16 protein-coding genes and 1 riboswitch are annotated in these 15,664 nt (G+C 61.6%); of the genes, 8 read left to right on the forward strand and 8 right to left on the reverse strand.

The window, feature by feature from the left end; translation table 11 throughout:
* Positions 1-267 precede the first annotated feature (267 nt).
* From E0501_RS09670 to E0501_RS09690, 5 genes are all read right to left on the reverse strand, one after another.
* Positions 268-1,050 carry a carnitinyl-CoA dehydratase gene (locus E0501_RS09670; protein WP_137701173.1) on the reverse strand — a complete coding sequence of 261 codons (783 nt, stop codon included), beginning with the start codon at positions 1,048-1,050 and terminating at the stop codon, positions 268-270.
* Positions 1,047-3,068, reverse strand: a complete 2,022-nt coding sequence (locus tag E0501_RS09675) for an acetate--CoA ligase family protein (RefSeq protein ID WP_137701174.1) — start codon at positions 3,066-3,068, stop codon at positions 1,047-1,049. The genes E0501_RS09670 and E0501_RS09675 overlap by 4 nt, the downstream gene beginning before the upstream one ends.
* Entirely contained in the window at positions 3,065-4,228 is a 1,164-nt protein-coding gene (locus tag E0501_RS09680) for an acyl-CoA dehydrogenase family protein (RefSeq protein WP_137701175.1), read from the reverse strand. The genes E0501_RS09675 and E0501_RS09680 overlap by 4 nt, the downstream gene beginning before the upstream one ends.
* Positions 4,229-4,231: 3 nt before the next feature.
* Complete coding sequence (locus tag E0501_RS09685; RefSeq protein ID WP_137701176.1) at positions 4,232-4,987, reverse strand: class II aldolase and adducin N-terminal domain-containing protein; 756 nt, start codon at positions 4,985-4,987, stop codon at positions 4,232-4,234.
* Positions 4,988-5,055: 68 nt separating this feature from the next.
* Positions 5,056-5,478, reverse strand: a complete 423-nt coding sequence (locus E0501_RS09690) for a VOC family protein (RefSeq protein WP_137701177.1) — start codon at positions 5,476-5,478, stop codon at positions 5,056-5,058.
* A gap of 112 nt (positions 5,479-5,590) precedes the next feature.
* Between E0501_RS09690 and E0501_RS09695 the strand changes: the two genes are divergently transcribed.
* Positions 5,591-7,066, forward strand: coding sequence for an AMP nucleosidase (locus E0501_RS09695; protein WP_137701178.1), 1,476 nt, complete (start codon positions 5,591-5,593; stop codon positions 7,064-7,066).
* 131 nt (positions 7,067-7,197) lie between these two features.
* On the forward strand, positions 7,198-7,485 hold the full coding sequence (locus E0501_RS09700; RefSeq protein ID WP_137701179.1) for an HU family DNA-binding protein: 288 nt from the start codon (positions 7,198-7,200) through the stop codon (positions 7,483-7,485).
* Positions 7,486-7,554: 69 nt separating this feature from the next.
* On the opposite strand, the gene E0501_RS09705 is transcribed toward E0501_RS09700, so the two are convergent.
* The gene (locus E0501_RS09705; RefSeq protein WP_137701180.1) at positions 7,555-7,920 is read right to left on the reverse strand and encodes a VOC family protein; all 366 of its coding nucleotides are present in this window, start codon (positions 7,918-7,920) and stop codon (positions 7,555-7,557) included.
* An 84-nt stretch (positions 7,921-8,004) separates the two neighbouring features.
* On the opposite strand from E0501_RS09705, the gene E0501_RS09710 reads away from it, so the two are divergent.
* Genes E0501_RS09710 through E0501_RS09720 form a run of 3 tightly spaced genes read left to right on the forward strand, consistent with a single transcriptional unit; the run spans position 8,005 to position 10,078 of the window.
* Entirely contained in the window at positions 8,005-8,880 is an 876-nt protein-coding gene (locus E0501_RS09710; RefSeq protein WP_137701181.1) for a DMT family transporter, read from the forward strand.
* A 59-nt stretch (positions 8,881-8,939) separates the two neighbouring features.
* Positions 8,940-9,653 (forward strand): cytochrome c biogenesis CcdA family protein, encoded by a 714-nt coding sequence (locus E0501_RS09715; protein WP_137701182.1) that lies wholly within the window; start codon positions 8,940-8,942, stop codon positions 9,651-9,653.
* 14 nt (positions 9,654-9,667) lie between these two features.
* On the forward strand, positions 9,668-10,078 hold the full coding sequence (locus E0501_RS09720; protein ID WP_137701183.1) for a thioredoxin family protein: 411 nt from the start codon (positions 9,668-9,670) through the stop codon (positions 10,076-10,078).
* On the opposite strand, the gene E0501_RS09725 is transcribed toward E0501_RS09720, so the two are convergent.
* Together E0501_RS09725 and aroC are read right to left on the reverse strand one after the other, a co-directional pair.
* A complete protein-coding gene (locus tag E0501_RS09725; protein ID WP_137701184.1) occupies positions 10,075-11,016 on the reverse strand; it encodes an AEC family transporter in 942 nt (313 codons plus the stop codon). The two genes, E0501_RS09720 and E0501_RS09725, sit on opposite strands and share 4 nt — an antisense overlap.
* Positions 11,017-12,123, reverse strand: a complete 1,107-nt coding sequence (aroC, locus tag E0501_RS09730) for a chorismate synthase (RefSeq protein ID WP_137701185.1) — start codon at positions 12,121-12,123, stop codon at positions 11,017-11,019.
* Between the two features lie 158 nt (positions 12,124-12,281).
* Positions 12,282-12,394: riboswitch (TPP riboswitch) on the forward strand.
* A gap of 36 nt (positions 12,395-12,430) precedes the next feature.
* Between aroC and thiB the strand changes: the two genes are divergently transcribed.
* From thiB to thiQ, 3 genes are read left to right on the forward strand one after another with little or no spacing between them, the layout of a single operon-like run.
* Positions 12,431-13,429: a thiamine ABC transporter substrate binding subunit gene (thiB, locus tag E0501_RS09735; RefSeq protein ID WP_137701186.1), complete on the forward strand. Its 999-nt coding sequence runs from the start codon at positions 12,431-12,433 to the stop codon at positions 13,427-13,429.
* Positions 13,405-14,955, forward strand: coding sequence for a thiamine/thiamine pyrophosphate ABC transporter permease ThiP (locus E0501_RS09740; protein WP_193555889.1), 1,551 nt, complete (start codon positions 13,405-13,407; stop codon positions 14,953-14,955). Before thiB ends, E0501_RS09740 begins: the two co-directional genes overlap by 25 nt.
* A complete protein-coding gene (gene thiQ, locus E0501_RS09745) occupies positions 14,942-15,637 on the forward strand; it encodes a thiamine ABC transporter ATP-binding protein (RefSeq protein ID WP_137701187.1) in 696 nt (231 codons plus the stop codon). Before E0501_RS09740 ends, thiQ begins: the two co-directional genes overlap by 14 nt.
* Positions 15,638-15,664: the final 27 nt, after the last annotated feature.

The following is a 15,664-nucleotide window of genomic DNA, read 5'->3' on the forward strand; positions in this document are numbered from 1 at the left end:
ACAATTCCCCGACGGCAAGCTTCACGCCCTGTTGTCAGTAACGATTTAAAACGGCAGTAGCCCAAGACACACTCATCGACAACATCGGTTTCGAAGTGCGAATACCGATTTTCGCCCATAACTCTATTGGTTTGCATGCGAAATAGGCAAGAACTGGAATTCAGCCCGCGCGAAAATCCGCCCGTGAGACAACATATAGTTGAGCTGCGGGCATGCACGACTTCCTCTTCAAGTTCACAAGAAGGCTGGGCGGCCGGACGGACCGGCCTAGCGGCCCTTCCAGATCGGATCGCGCTTCTCCGCAAAAGCGCGCGCGCCTTCCATCTGGTCTTCGGAAGCATAGAGCACGTCAACAGTGCGCAGTTGCCGCTTGGTGATCCGGTTCATCGTGTCCTGAAATTTCGAGTCCTCGGCATCGCGCACGATTTCCTTGATAGCGGCATAGACCAGCGGTGGACCGGAGGCCAGAAGGCGGGCCATTTCCCAGGCCCTGTCGAGTAGTTGATCTGCGGGATGAATCTGATTCACGATACCCCAGCGGTGCGCTTCTTCTGCGTCGAACCATCTACCCGTCAGCAAGAGTTCCATCGCTATATGGTAAGGGATCCGTTTGGGTAGTTTGACGCTGGCGGCATCGGCAACCGTACCTGAACGGATTTCAGGCAAGGCAAAGCTCGCATGTTCGGCGGCCAGGATGATGTCGGCGGACAAGGCCCATTCCAGCCCGCCACCACAACAAATGCCGTTGACCGCTGCGATCACCGGTTTGTTGATGTCGCGCAGTTCCTGTAGGCCACCGAAACCGCCAACGCCGTAATCGCCGTCAACTGCGTCGCCCCCGGCGGCGCCTTTCAGATCCCAGCCTGGACAGAAGAACTTTTCGCCGGCACCGGTGATAATTGCGACCCGCAGATCGGGATCGTCGCGGAACGCCGCAAAAGTCTCGCCCATGATGCGCGACGTGGCCAGATCGATCGCATTTGCTTTTGGTCGGTCAAGCGTGACCTGCAGAATTGCCCCGTCGCGGTGTGTCTTGATCGGGTTAGTCATGTTCGTGCCTTTCGGATCAGCGCGTCGGCGGCGACGGCCTGGGTTGGCGTGCAGATGAGCGGGTTCACCTCAACTTCCTCAAGCGTGGCGGCATTGGCAAGGGTATAGGCGGAGATTGCATCAATCGCATCAAGGATCGCGATGATGTCGGCGCCGGGTCTGCCGCGAAAACCGGCCAGCAACGTGTAGACCTTGAGGCGTTCAAGCGCCGCTTGCACCTTTTCACGCGGTGCGGGCAGCAAAATCGAAACGCTGTCTCCGATAAGCTCGGTCCAGATGCCACCCGCCGCCAGCGTCAGGACAAACCCGTGTGCAGGATCGCGTGTGACACCGACCAGGAGTTCAGCCACGCCGTCCGGCACCATTTCCTCGATCAGGAATGTTTCAGCCGGCATGGCTTGTGCGGCGGTTTCGATGTCACTTGCCGCCAGTCCCAGCCGTACGGCGCCTGCCTCGGATTTGTGGGCCAACCCCAGTCCTTTCAGGGCAAGGGGGGCGGTCAAACCGGTTGCAACGGTTGCCGCCTGTTGCGCGCTGGTGGCCGTAGCGTGCCGCGGAACAGGCAGGCCCTGCAGGGAAAGTTCTACCTTGGCCGCGGCTTCGGTCACCAGCTCGGCATCGCGCGCCTGGCCGGGCAAGAGAAGCGGCAGGTGTTCAGGCGGCGTGATCCCTGCGGCGGCTTCGGCGGCGCAAATCGCCTCGCGCAGCCCCTGCAGTGGCACCACGCCGCCGGCCATCAGGCGCAGTGCAACGTCTTCCGGCATCAGTTCGGGCAGGGTGCTGACAACAGCGACCCGCGTGTCGGTTTCGCGCCGGGTATTCAGCGCGGCCTGTGTCGCGCATTCCCAATCGGACGCGTCGGTGTGGGGATAGTCGACGATCAGCATCGTCAGGTCGATATCCGGGTCCGTGATGGCCGAGAATGCCCGTGTCATCGCTGGCGTATCTCGCCAGATATAAGTGTGATAGTCGAGCGGGTTCGCCAGGGCGACCTTCGGGCCAAGGGCGGCACGCAGGTTGGTTCGCTGGCTCGGGTTGAGCGGCGGAAACGTAACTGCCCGGTCATGCCCGGTATCGGCAGCAAGGCTCGCTTCGCCCCCGGAACAGCTGACCGAAGAAAGCCGCGCCGATCGCAACGGGCCGGCCACATGGAAAAGCTTTAGCGTTTCCAGGAAGGTGGGTAGATCGTGCACCCGCGGGATGCCCAACCGGTCAAGTAGGGCCTGGGCCCCCGCATCGCCCCCGGCCAGCGATGCCGTATGCGAAATCGTTGCCGCCCGGGCCTGATCCGAAAGCCCGACCTTGAGAGCCAGCAATGGCACGCCCTTGTCATGGGCTTTGCGGGCCAGCGACTCCCATGCACGCAGATCGGAAAACCCCTCGACATGAAGGCCAATCGCCGTCACGCGTGGATCGTCCAGAAGAGCGCCTGCGATCTCGGCCTGGGTCGTTTGCGCCATGTTTCCGCAGGTGACCATATAGGCAATGGGAACGGCGCGGCGCTGCATCGTCAGGTTGATCGCGATGTTCGAGCTTTGGGTCAGGATCGCAACGCCGCGATCGACGCGTTTGCAACCATGTTGATCCGGCCAGAGCAGGGCGCCGTCCAGCGCGTTGATGAAGCCATAGCAGTTCGGCCCGAGGATCGGCATTCGTCCCGCCGCGTCGATGAGGCGGGTTTGCAATGTGTCTCCGCTGGCGTCTTCAGCCTGCGCCTCGGAAAACCCGGATGCAAAACATACGGCTCCGCCCGCGCCCATGCCAGAGAGGGCGTTGACCGCATCGATGGTGGCGTCACGGTTGATCCCGACAAAGGCGGCATCCGGTGCGCTCGGCAAGTTTTCGAGACGTTCGACTGCCTGCAATCCGGCGATATTGCCGCCCCTTGGGTGTACAGGCCATATCGCGCCTTCGAATCCCATGCGTTGCGACTGAAGGATGACCTGATGACACCAGGCGCCACCGCCAATCACGGCGATTGAACGCGGGCGCAACAGGCGCGAAAGATCGCGTTTCATCCGCCCAGAGGCCGCAGAAGCTCGCGGCTGATGATGTGGCGTTGAATCTCGCTGGTGCCTTCCCAGATACGTTCGACCCGGGCATCGCGCCAGATCCGTTCCAGCGGCAGCTCGTCCATCAGGCCCATGCCACCATGGATCTGGATGGCTTCGTCTGCGATCATCGCCAGAACCTCGGTCGCCTTCAGCTTGGCCATCGACATGTCGGCCTCGGTCACCGTGTCCTGCTCGAATTTCCAGCCGGCCTCCCAAGTCAGCAGGTTCGCCGCCTTCAATTCGGTCGCCATGTCGGCGAGTTTGAAGCTGACCCCTTGGAACTTGCCTATCTGCTGTCCGAATTGCCGCCGTTCGGCCGCGTATTCGACGGCATGGTTCAGTGCCCGATCGGCCCGGCCAAGGCAGGTGGCGGCGACCTGAAGGCGAGTTGCGCCCAGCCATTCGTTGGCCACCTGGAAGCCCTTGTGGACTTCGCCCAGAACGGCGGACTTGGGCAGGCGGCACTCATCGAATTCGAGCACCGAGTTGGTATAGCCACGGTGCGAGACATTGCGATAGCCATCGCGCACGGTGAAACCCGGCGTGCCCTTGTCGACGAAGAAGGCGGTGATCAGCTTTTTCTTGCCGCGTGGCGTGTCTTCCTCTCCGGTAGCCATGAAGACGATGGCAAACCCGGCAATATCGGCGTGGCTGATGAAGTGCTTGGTCCCGTTCAGGATGAAATCATCGCCGTCCTGGCGGGCCGTTGCCGTCATGCCGCGCAGGTCCGATCCGGCGCCCGGTTCCGTCATCGCAAGGCAATCCCAGGTCTCACCCTTCATGCAGGGGACAAGGTATTTTTCCTTCTGCTCGTCCGTGCCTGCCAAAAGGATGTTCGAGGGGCGCGCGACACATGTCCAGTGCAGGGCATAGTTGGCACGCCCGAGTTCCTTTTCGTAAAGCAGCCAGCTGAGCGTATCGAGCCCGGCGCCGCCCACCTCTTCTGGCATGTTTGCGGCGTAAAGGCCCGCCTCCATCGCCTTGGCCTGCAGCTCGCGGACCATCTCCATCGGCAGATGGCCGGTGCGCTCGATTTCGTCTTCGTGCGGATAGAGCTCGTTCTCGACGAAACTGCGCGTGGTTTCGACGATCATCTTCTGTTCTTCGGTCAGCGCGAAATGCATCCGTCAACTCGCATAGTTGGAGCCTTCCTCGTCGAGGATGGCCTTGAGTTCGTTCAGATGCCGTTCGTCCTGCTCGGGATAGGTTTCCAGTTCCCGCGCGGTCTTCTCTGCGATCTCGTCGGACAGGATGCGCAGTGGCTGACCGGTTTGCAGGGCGCGGATATAGGTCTCGGCCGCGCGCTCGAAATAGTAGAGCCTGTTGAAGGTTTCGGCGACGGTCTGACCGATGATCATGATGCCGTGATTGCCCATGATCATGACTTTCTTCTTGGGGTCCTGCAGCAACCCGGCACAGCGTTCGCCCTCCTCCTCGAAGGCCAGGCCGCCATACCCGTCGTCGATGACATAGCGATTGAAGAAGGTGGCGCAGTTCTGGTCGATCGGCGGCAGGTTGCTGTCTGCCAGGCTGGCCAGAACCGTTGCGTGGATCGAATGCACGTGCATCGCACAACGCGCGTGCGGGCAATGACGGTGAATCGCGCCGTGCAGCCCCCAGGCCGTCGGATCGGGTGCATCGAGGCCTTCGAGCGTTTTGGGATCGTTGGCGTCCACCTCGATCAGATCGCTGGCCCGTATGCGGGCGAAGTGCATCTGGTTGGGGTTCATCAAAAACCGCGTGCCATCATCGTTGATGGCCAGGCTGAAATGGTTCGCGACACCTTCGTGCATGTCGAGCCGCGCGGTCCAGCGAAAGGCGGCGGCGAGATCGACGCGTTCCTGCCAATGATCGATATTCGGACGCAGATTGGTGACGGACATGGAAATCTCCCTGGTTCGTTTCGGCAGGCGAGCATGTTGCGCGCCGGGCTTCTGTTCTGTTTGCGACGTCATGTCAAAGGACGGGAAGGAACCCAGACATAACCGTCCGGGTCCAGTATGTATGTCTCACGAAGACCGTGTGGCTTGTCGGTCGGTTTCTGCAGAACCGTGCTGCCTGCGGACTCGGCACGAGAGATGGCGATATCCGGATCTGTGTCGTACAGGCGCAGTTCGATGCCTGCACCGCGTGGCGGGTTTTCTGGTAGCAGGGCCAGAAGCGGGTTGTCAGCGTAAGTGCCATCGGAATGGAGCTGAAACACCTGCGTGCCATAAGTCACGATCGCAAAATCATCCGACAGTCGGTGAATGCCCATATCGAAGACATCCCGGAGGAATGCCGCGGTCCGCCGGACGTCGCGCACGACAAGGTTCAGGCCGATACCGCGAAGCGCAGCGCCGAAAACTTCGGCATCAATAGTTTCGTAGTCCATCTTTCTTCCTCTGCGGGGTCTCGGGCGCAGCTTGATCCCCGGTTCCGGGCGTGTCAACGTCGCCGAAATTGAAGTGGCGATGTCGCCTGTCAAACCCATCGGAAAGTGCATGATGATATCCGATCCGGAATTCACGATGCCGCCGGCGCGACCGGAGGAGATGTTCGAAGACCCCAGGGCGGCGGTTGTACGGCTCATTGAAATCTACAACGAAGCGATCACGTTTCTGAAAGACCAGTTTTCGGCGGCAATTGCAGGGGGCGTGCCTGGGAAAAAAGTGCGGGCGTGCTATCCGCGGATCCGTGTTGTGACCACCAGTTATGCCAAGATCGACAGCCGGCTGAGTTTTGGTCATGTGGCGGAACCGGGCGTTCACGAAGCCACGATCACGCGTCCGGATCTTTTCGCGCATTACCTGGAACAGCAGATCGGCCTGTTGATCGACAACCATGGCGTTCCGGTCGAGATCGGGGTTTCCGAAACGCCGATCCCGGTGCATTTCGCGGTCGCGGCCGATCCTGATCTGACGGTGCCGCATCAGGGGGCTGCCGGGTTCACCTTGCGGGATGTGTTTGATGTTCCCGACCTCGGCACGACCAACGATGATATAGTGAACGGCACCTATGACGCGGCAGCTGCGGGCGTAGGGGCGTTGGCGCCGTTCACGGCGCAGCGCGTTGACTATTCTTTGGCGCGGCTGTCCCACTATACGGCGACGGACCCCGAGCATTTCCAGAACCATGTTCTGTTCACCAACTACCAGTTCTATGTGAGCGAGTTTGAAGCATATGCCCGACGGGCCTTGGCGGACCCCAACTCGGGCTACGAAAGTTTCGTTGCGCCGGGGAATGCCGAGTTGAGAGAGCCGGACGGGCTTCTGCCTGGCCAGCTGAAGATGCCGCAGATGCCAGCCTATCACCTGAAACGCGCCAACGGTACAGGCATCACGCTGGTCAATATCGGGGTCGGACCGTCGAACGCGAAAACGGCAACCGATCACATCGCAGTGCTTCGGCCGCATGCCTGGATCATGCTGGGCCATTGCGCAGGACTGCGCAACAGCCAGAGTTTGGGCGATTTCGTTTTGGCGCATGCCTATCTGAGAGAAGATCGCGTTCTTGACGACGATCTGCCGGTCTGGGTGCCGGTGCCGGCCCTGGCCGAGATCCAGATCGCGCTGGAACAGGCTGTTGCAGCAGAAACCGAGCTTGAGGGCTATGATCTGAAGCGGGTGATGCGCACGGGCACTGTGGCCAGTTTGGACAACAGGAACTGGGAGTTGCGCGAGAGCAAGGGCCCGGTGCAGAGGCTGTCGCAGTCGCGGGCGATCGCGCTGGACATGGAAAGCGCCACGATTGCCGCTAACGGGTTTCGCTTTCGGGTGCCGTACGGGACTCTTTTATGTGTGTCCGACAAGCCGCTGCATGGCGAATTGAAACTGCCGGGCATGGCCAGTGATTTCTACAAAACACAGGTGGAACGCCATTTGCTGATCGGGATTCGTGCGATGGAGAACCTGCGCGGGATGCCTTTGGAACGCCTTCACAGTCGGAAATTGCGCAGTTTCAACGAGACAGCCTTCCTCTGACGCATCGAAATCCACACAAAATGCATGTTTTTCGCTTGTAAACACCCACTATTCGTTGTGTTCATATCCCATATCCCGTTATATGAGGCCAATGAGGCCCAAGAGTTCGGGCAGATGTAAGGAGACCTAAAATGGCAAAACCGATGACCAAAACGCAGCTTGTTGCAGCACTGGCCGACGAAATGGGCAGCGACAAGAAATCCGCCGCAGGTGCGCTGGATGCAATCGTGAACATCATTACCCGCGAAGTTTCGGCCGGCGGCGCCGTGACCCTTCCGGGCGTTGGCAAGATCTACTGCCGCGAGCGCCCCGAGCGCATGGTGCGCAACCCCGCCACCGGCGAGCAGATCAAGAAAGAGGCCGACAAGGTGGTCAAGATGACCATCGCCAAGGCACTCAAGGACAGCGTGAACGGCTAAGTCCAAGAACCAGTTTTCCCGGCAAGAGGCCATCCGAAAAGGGTGGCCTCTTTGCTTTTCTGCGACCGGTCAGTTTTCAACGAAGCGCTGGAATTCGATGACGTATCCGTTCGGGTCTTCGCAGAAGAAACTGTAGATCCCGAACTGAGGCAATTCCCGCGGTGGTCCGCGCAATGCCGCGCCCTCTTCGATGAGATATGCGTACCATTTATCGACATCATCGGTGAGAAGAGTGATCATTCCGCCCGCGGGTTGCACGATGCGGTCCTCGAAAGCGATGCAGACGCCGATCATGGCGCCAGCAGTCGTTTCGAAAATGCGCGCGGTGCCTGCATCGCGAACAAGCATAAATCCCAGTGTGTCGGCATAAAAGGCGCAGGTCGACTCGAGGTCATCGCAATACACCCAGGTGATCTGGCCTGTGAGATCAGTCATGTTGCGCACGCCCTTGTTGTTCCGTTTGGACCATAGTTAACTGCGCAACAACCCGGCCCTGCAAATCAAAATCGAGGCAAGCCAATGAACCTGCGCGCAATCCTGATGGGGCTGGCCTTTGCCTTGATGTGGTCTTCGGCCTTCACGTCTGCGCGCGTGATCGTCTCTTATGCGCCACCGCTGGCATCGTTGTCGCTCAGGTTTTTCGTCTCGGGTCTGATCGGCGTTGGCCTTGCGCTGATGTTGCGGCAAAGCTTCCGGCTGAGCCGCGCGCAATGGCGTGCGACGATCATATTCGGGATATGCCAGAATGCGCTTTACCTCGGGCTCAACTTTGTCGCGATGCAATGGGTCGAGGCGGGGCTGGCTTCGATCATTGCGTCGACCATGCCGCTCATGGTGGCATTGGCGGGGTTTCTCTTGTTTGGTGACCGTTTGAAGCCCTTGGCCTTTCTCGGTCTGGTGATGGGCGTGGGTGGCGTGATGCTGATCATGGGAACGAGGATCGGCGTCGGAGCGGACGCAACTGGTGTGGCGCTTTGCGTGATGGGAGCCATCGCGCTGACAGTCGCAACTCTGTCAGTGCGCGGCGCGTCGTCGGGCGGGAACGTGATGATGATCGTGGGGCTTCAGATGTTCGTCGGATCGGCCCTGCTGGCGGTGGCGTCGGCGGTGACGGAAACGATAAGCGTTACATGGTCCTGGCAACTGATCGTGGCGTTTGTCTACACCACGTTGGTGCCCGGGCTGGCCGCCACTTGGGTGTGGTTCACGCTGGTCAACCAGATCGGGGCCGTGAAGGCCGCGACATTCCACTTCCTCAACCCCTTCTTTGGCGTCGCGGTTGCGGCGATACTGCTCGGAGAAAAGCTGGGCGCGCTGGATGTGCTGGGCGTTACGGTTATCGCGGCGGGGATCCTGGCGGTGCAGCTTTCGAAACAAAATCCCACGCGGACGTGAGAGCCCGTGGGCCAAACGTGTGATGACGCGGACGGACGGCTGCGCCTAAGTCTTCGGTCATGGAATTGCTGTTTGGATATGCGGCTGGTCTGCTGACCCTGATCAACCCCTGCGTCTTGCCGGTGCTGCCGATCGTGCTTGCCACTGCATTACAAGTCAGCCGGTGGGGGCCCGTCGCGCTGGCCGCCGGCATGAGCCTTTCATTCGTAACGCTGGGACTCGGGGTTACGGCCTTTGGCCGCGCGATCGGTTTGGATGAGTTTATGGTCGCCCAAGCCGGCTCGGCCTTGATGATCGGCTTCGGCCTGATCCTTCTTGTCCCGCGTCTTGGCATGGCTTTCACGGCCGCGACGGCGGGTGTTTCCGCTGGTGCTGACGCGCAGATAGATGGGCTCGACCGGCAACACCTGGGTGGGCAGTTTCTTGGTGGCGCGTTGCTGGGGGCGGTCTGGAGCCCGTGCATCGGGCCGACGCTGGGCGGGGCGATTTCACTGGCCAGCCAGGGCGAGAACCTGATTTGGGCCGGGGCAATCATGGTGGCCTTTGCCCTGGGCGTGTCCAGTGTGCTTCTTCTTCTGGCATACGGTGCGCGAAGCGCGTTGCAGAAGCGCCAGGCCCTGATGCGGGCGATCGCCGAAAAGTCGCGGCCTGTGTTGGGCATCGCCTTTGTCGCTGTTGGGTTGATGATCCTGTTCCAGCTGCATCACGTGATCGAAGCCTGGGCGCTTGATGTGCTGCCCGCTTGGCTGATTGATCTTTCTGTTTCCCTATGAATGGAGGTTTTGCGATGAAAAGACGTGAATTCATGGCCGTCGGTGCTGCGGCATTGATCGTGCCGGGTGCCTTGCGGGCCAAGCCGCTGACCTATGTGCCCGGGCTTGTCGACGAGAGGCTGGCAGCGGGCGAAATCCTGTTCCTGGATTTCAAGGCCAGCTGGTGCGGCACCTGTAAGGCGCAAGAAAGGGTCCTGAACCGGCTGAAGGCTGCCAACCCGGACTACGAGAAGAACATCACCTTCATCAATATCGACTGGGATGAACATGGCCGCGGAGAGCTGGTGAAACGCATGAACATCCCGCGCCGGTCAACTCTGGTCGTGCTGAGAGGAGATCAAGAGCTTGGCCGCATCGTGGCCGGCACCGGCGAGGCTGAGATCAAAGAGTTGATGGATACCGCCTTGTCCGCGGCGATGGCCTAGAGCAGCATCAGTAGAAGCGCGCTGAGCGTGATGAAGGCTGCCGAGGTGGCGAGGATCTGGGCGATGGAGGCCATGCCTTCGTGGCCCAGTTCCTGTGCGAAGAGCGCGTAGATCGAGAACATCGGGATTGCGGCCGAAATGACCACCGCCTTGGCCAGATCGGGCGAAAGCGGGGCAAGGCCCATCATCGGTACGGCAAGAAGCGCCAGCGCAACCATAGCCGGATGCAGCAGGAGCTTGCCCAGGACGATCTGGACCGATGTGCCCCAGTTGCCCCTGAGCGGGACACCGACAAGACTGCCGCCGATGACGAACAGCGCCAGGGCCGAGGCCGAGGCAGCGAGCATGCTGAAGATACGGGTGGCTGGTTCGGGCATAGCCAGACCGCTGAGGGAGAAGGCCAGCCCCGCCAGGAGCGATAGAACCATCGGCCGCTTCAGAACGCCCCAAAGGATATTGCGCAGCTTGCGCAGAATATGGGCCTGCTCGGCCTTCGAGGCCTCCATGATGGCAAGGCAGATCGGAATGATGATGAAATTTTCGACCAGCATGTTCAGTGCCAAAATCTGTCCGGCCAGCGATGGGAATGTCAGCAGCATCACGGGATACCCGACGAACCCCGAATTGGGGCAGGTCGTGCCCATGATCGCCACCGCACGGCGGGTCGGGGCGGTGCCGGTGAGGGTGAAGGCAAGAAAGGCAATTGCAATCGTGGCCAGCGCCCCGGCCAGGAAAACGGCCATGTAGGTAAGGTTGAAAACCTGCGAAACGTCGCGCGTGGCGACCGCGTTGAAGAGCAGGGCAGGTAGAGCGATGTTCATGACGTAGCCGCCGAATACCGGCATATGGTCCGGCCGGAAAACGCCGCGCTGCACGCAGACATAGCCGAGCGCGATGACAACGTAGATCGGAAAGGTAATCGACAGGATCGCGAGCATTCAGCCGATGCGTCCGCGGTTTTCCCCGATCTGGCCACGATGCAGCAGCAGGTGATCGAGGATCACACAGGCCATCATCGCCTCGCCCACGGGGACCGCGCGGATGCCGACGCAGGGATCATGCCGGCCCTTGGTGACAACCTCGGTCGGGGTGCCGTCGAGCTTGATGGACTGACGCGGCGTGAGGATCGAGGAGGTAGGTTTCACCGCGAAGCGAACGACGATGTCCTGCCCCGACGAGATGCCGCCCAGGATACCGCCGGCGTGGTTCGAGCTGAACACGGGCTGGCCGTCATTGCCCATGAAAATCTCATCGGCATTGTCGGTGCCCTTGAGGCGCGCGGCGGCCATGCCTTCGCCGATCTCGACGCCCTTGACGGCGTTGATCGACATCATCGCCGCGGCCAGGTCGGTGTCGAGCTTGCCATAAACAGGTGCACCAAGGCCCGCCGGTGCGTTGCGCGCGACGACCTCGATTTCACCGCCGACCGAGTTGCGGTCCTTGCGAATGGCGCTCAGGTAGTCTTCCCACTGGGCCGCGATGTCGGGGCCTTGGGGGATCCAGAACGGGTTCTGGTCGATCGCGTCCCAGTCAAAGTTTTCGCGGTCGATCTCTTTCTCGCCCATGCGCGTCATGTAGCCTTTGATTTCAAGGCCGGGCACAAGCGCCTTGATGGCTTCGCGGGCGACACCGCCTGCGGCCACGCGGGCCGCCGTTTCGCGAGCCGAGGACCGCCCGCCGCCGCGATAGTCGCGAATACCGTATTTCAGGTGATAAGTGATATCGGCATGGCCCGGGCGGAAGGTCTGGGCGATTTCACCGTAATCCTTGGAACGCTGGTCGGTGTTCTCGATCATCAGCTGGATCGGCGTACCAGTGGTCACGCCTTCGAACACGCCCGAGAGGATTTTCACCTGGTCAGGTTCCTGCCGCTGGGTGGTGTTCTTGTTCTGGCCGGGCCGGCGTTTGTCGAGCCACTGCTGAATCATCGATTCGTCCAGGGGCACGCCTGGCGGGCAGCCGTCGACGGTGGCGCCAAGGGCGGGGCCGTGGCTTTCGCCCCAGGTGGTGACGCAGAAGAGATGACCGAATGTATTCAGGCTCATGTGCGGGCTCCTTTGACGCTGGCATAGCGGCATGGGCAAGCGGTGCCAAGTGCCGAGACGACAGGAGCGAGGGACCAGCCCTTTCGTTCGCCAAGGTGTTTTCGAAGAGAGGAAGGCGCATGGGTGGCTTGCCAAGCGCCGTTGAGCGGCCTAGGTGTTGTTGTACCTCGGGGTGCCTGGACGGCGGTTCAGGCTGAGATGCTGCGCGAATGGCGAACCCGTTGAACCTGAACCGGTTAAGACCGGCGGAGGGAAGGTCTGGGTTTCTCCCAACACTTGCTCCGCCCGTCGCAAGAAGGGAGATGACATGAAACATCTTTTGTTTGCTGCGGGAACGTTGCTTGCCACCCAGGCGGTGGCAGAAACACCCGTTCTGACAGTTTATACCTATGACAGTTTCGTTTCCGACTGGGGCCCGGGGCCCGCGGTGGAAGAGGCGTTCGAAAAGACCTGTGGATGCGACCTGCAATTCGTGGCCGCCGGCGATGGGGCCGCGCTGTTGTCGCGCCTGCGGCTGGAAGGCGCGCGCACCAAGGCGGACGTGGTGCTGGGGCTGGATACCAACCTGAGCGCCGCGGCCCGGGAAACCGGTCTCTTTGCGCCGCATGGCAAGAGCCCGGTCGTGGACGTGCCAAACCCGTTCGGCGAGGCGGGCGCTTGGCCGGACGAAACCTTCCTGCCCTATGACTGGGGCTACTTCGCCTTTGTCTACGACAAGACGAAACTGTCGGAGGTGCCGGGCAGCCTGGAAGAGCTGGCCGCATCCGACGTGAGCATCGTGATCCAGGATCCGCGTTCATCAACGCCGGGGCTGGGCCTTTTGTTGTGGATCAAGGCGGTGCATGGCGACAAGGCCGAACAGGTGTGGGCCGACCTGGCCGACAATATCGTGACGGTGACGCCCGGCTGGTCCGAGGCTTATGGACTGTTCCTGGAGGGCGAGGCGGACATGGTGCTGAGCTATACAACCTCGCCGGCCTATCACCGGATCGCGGAAGAGGATGACAGCAAGGCCGCTGCGATGTTTCCGGCGCATTACATGCAGATCGAGGTGGCCGGCAAAGTGGCGGCGAGCGATCAGCCGGAACTGGCCGATGCGTTCCTCGACTTCATGTTGAGCGATGCGTTCCAGCAGGTCATTCCCACGACGAACTGGATGTATCCGGCGGTGATGCCCGAGGGCGGATTGCCTGCCGGATTCGATGCACCGCTGGGCACCGATCATGCATTGCTGTTCGCGCCGGACGAGGTGGCGGCGACGCGCGAGACTGCGCTGGGCGAATGGCTGCGCGCGCTGTCCCGCTGAAACCGGTCAACGCCTTTGCGTGGATCGCGGTGGCATTTGTTGCCGCCGCGATTTTCGTGCCGTTGGCGGCTGTGTTCGTGCGCGCCGACACTATGGTCAAAGTCTTAACGTCGGATTGGAGCGCCTTACGGTTCACCATCTGGCAGGCGATCCTGTCGGCGGTGTTCAGCGTCGGGCTGGCGATTCCGGTGGCCCGGGCGCTGGCGCGTCGGGCGTTTCCGGGGCGGGGGATTTTGATCACTCTTCTGGGCGCGCCGTTCATCCTGCCGGTGATCGTGGCGGTGCTGGGCCTGTTGGCGGTGTTCGGACGGGGCGGACTCGTCAATCAGGTGCTAGGATGGGCGGGAATTGAACCCGTGTCGATTTATGGCCTGCATGGCGTGGTGCTGGCGCATGTGTTCTTTAACCTGCCGCTGGCAACGCGGATCATCCTGCAGGGTTGGCAGGCGATTCCGGGCGAGCGGTTCCGCCTGGCCGCCAATCTCGGCATGTCGCCGGGGCAGGTGGCGAGGGTGCTGGAATGGCCGATGCTGCGGGCGGTGGTGCCGGGGGCGTTGATGGTGGTGTTCGCGATCTGCCTGAGCAGTTTCGCCGTGGCGCTGACGCTGGGTGGCGGGCCGCGTGCGACGACGGTGGAATTGGCGATCTACCAGGCGTTTACCTTCGATTTTGACCTGGGGCGCGCAGCCTTGTTGGCGGTGGTGCAACTGGTGATCGCGGGGGTTGCAGCGGCGTTGGCGCTATGGGCCGCGGTGCCCACAGGTTTTGGCGCTGGGATGGACCGGATCGTGCGGCGCTGGGAGGCGGAAAGCGCGGTGCTGCGCGCGGGCGACGCTGTCTGGATCGGCTTGGCGGCGCTGTTTCTTCTGGTGCCCCTGGCGATGATTTTCCTGAATGGCTTGAAGGGTCTGGCTCAGGTGCCCGGCATGGTCTGGACGGCGACCGGCACGTCGGTGGTGATCGCGCTGATTACCACGGTGCTGGTTCTGGTGCTGGCGTTGTCGCTTGCCACGGCCCGGCGCGGTTGGGCCGAGATTGTCGCGCTGAGTGGCATCGCGGTGTCGCCGCTGGTGATCGGAACGGGGCTTTTCATCATGGTCAATCCGTGGATCAACCCGGCGCATCTGGCATTGCCGGTGACGGCGCTGGTCAACACGTTGATGGCGCTGCCTTTTGCGATGCGGGTGATCGCGCCAGAAGTGGCGCGGATCGAGGCCGACTATGGGCGGCTGGCCGATGCGCTGGGCCTGCGGGGATGGGCGCGGATGCGGTGGCTGGTCCTGCCGCGTTTGCGCAATTCGCTGGGGTTTTCGGCAGGTCTTACCGCGGCGTTGTCGATGGGTGACCTGGGGGTCGTCGCGCTGTTTGCCGATCCGGATTTCGCCACGCTGCCATTGCAGATGTATCGCCTGATGGGCGCCTACCGGATGGAGGCAGCGGCGGGGGCGGGGCTGATCCTGCTGGTTTTCAGCCTTGCGCTGTTCTACCTCTTCGACCGGGGAGGACGTGGCGATGTTGACGCTTGAAGGCGTGGTGATCCGGCTGGATGGTTTTGAATTGCAGGCGGATTTCCAGGTTGAAGAGGGCAAGCGCGTGGCCGTGATCGGACCGTCGGGCGCGGGGAAATCGACGCTGCTGAACGCCATTGCCGGGTTCGTGGAACCGGTGGCGGGGCGGGTGCTGTGGCGGGGGGCGGAGATGACCGGCAGCGCGCCGGGCAAGCGGCCGATTTCGCTTTTGTTTCAGGACAACAACCTGTTTCCGCATCTGACGGTCGCGCAGAACGTAGGGCTTGGCATCCATCCGGGATTGAAGCTGACCGCCGAGGAGCAGGCACGGGTGGAGCGGGCGCTGGCCCGGGTCGGGCTGGAAGGCATGGGCACGCGCAAGCCCGGCCGCCTGTCGGGAGGACAGCAGAGCCGCGCGGCATTGGCGCGGGTTCTTGTGCAGCGCAACCCATTGATTTTGCTGGATGAACCTTTCTCGGCTCTGGGGCCTGCGCTGAAGGTGGAGATGCTGGAACTGGTGCAGGACCTGGCCGGGGAACTGGGCGCGACGGTGCTGATGGTGAGCCACGATCCGAGCGATATGGAACGCTTTGCGGATGCGGCGATATTGGTGGCGGATGGAGTGGCCGCGGCCCCCGTGGCGGTGGCGGAGCTGATGGAAAACCCGCCGCCAGCGCTGCGCGATTACCTGGGAAATTAACCGGATTTTCATGGAGATTACCGGGAT

The sequence above is a fragment of the Marimonas lutisalis genome (genome assembly GCF_005434965.1).
Taxonomy (GTDB): domain Bacteria; phylum Pseudomonadota; class Alphaproteobacteria; order Rhodobacterales; family Rhodobacteraceae; genus Marimonas_A; species Marimonas_A lutisalis.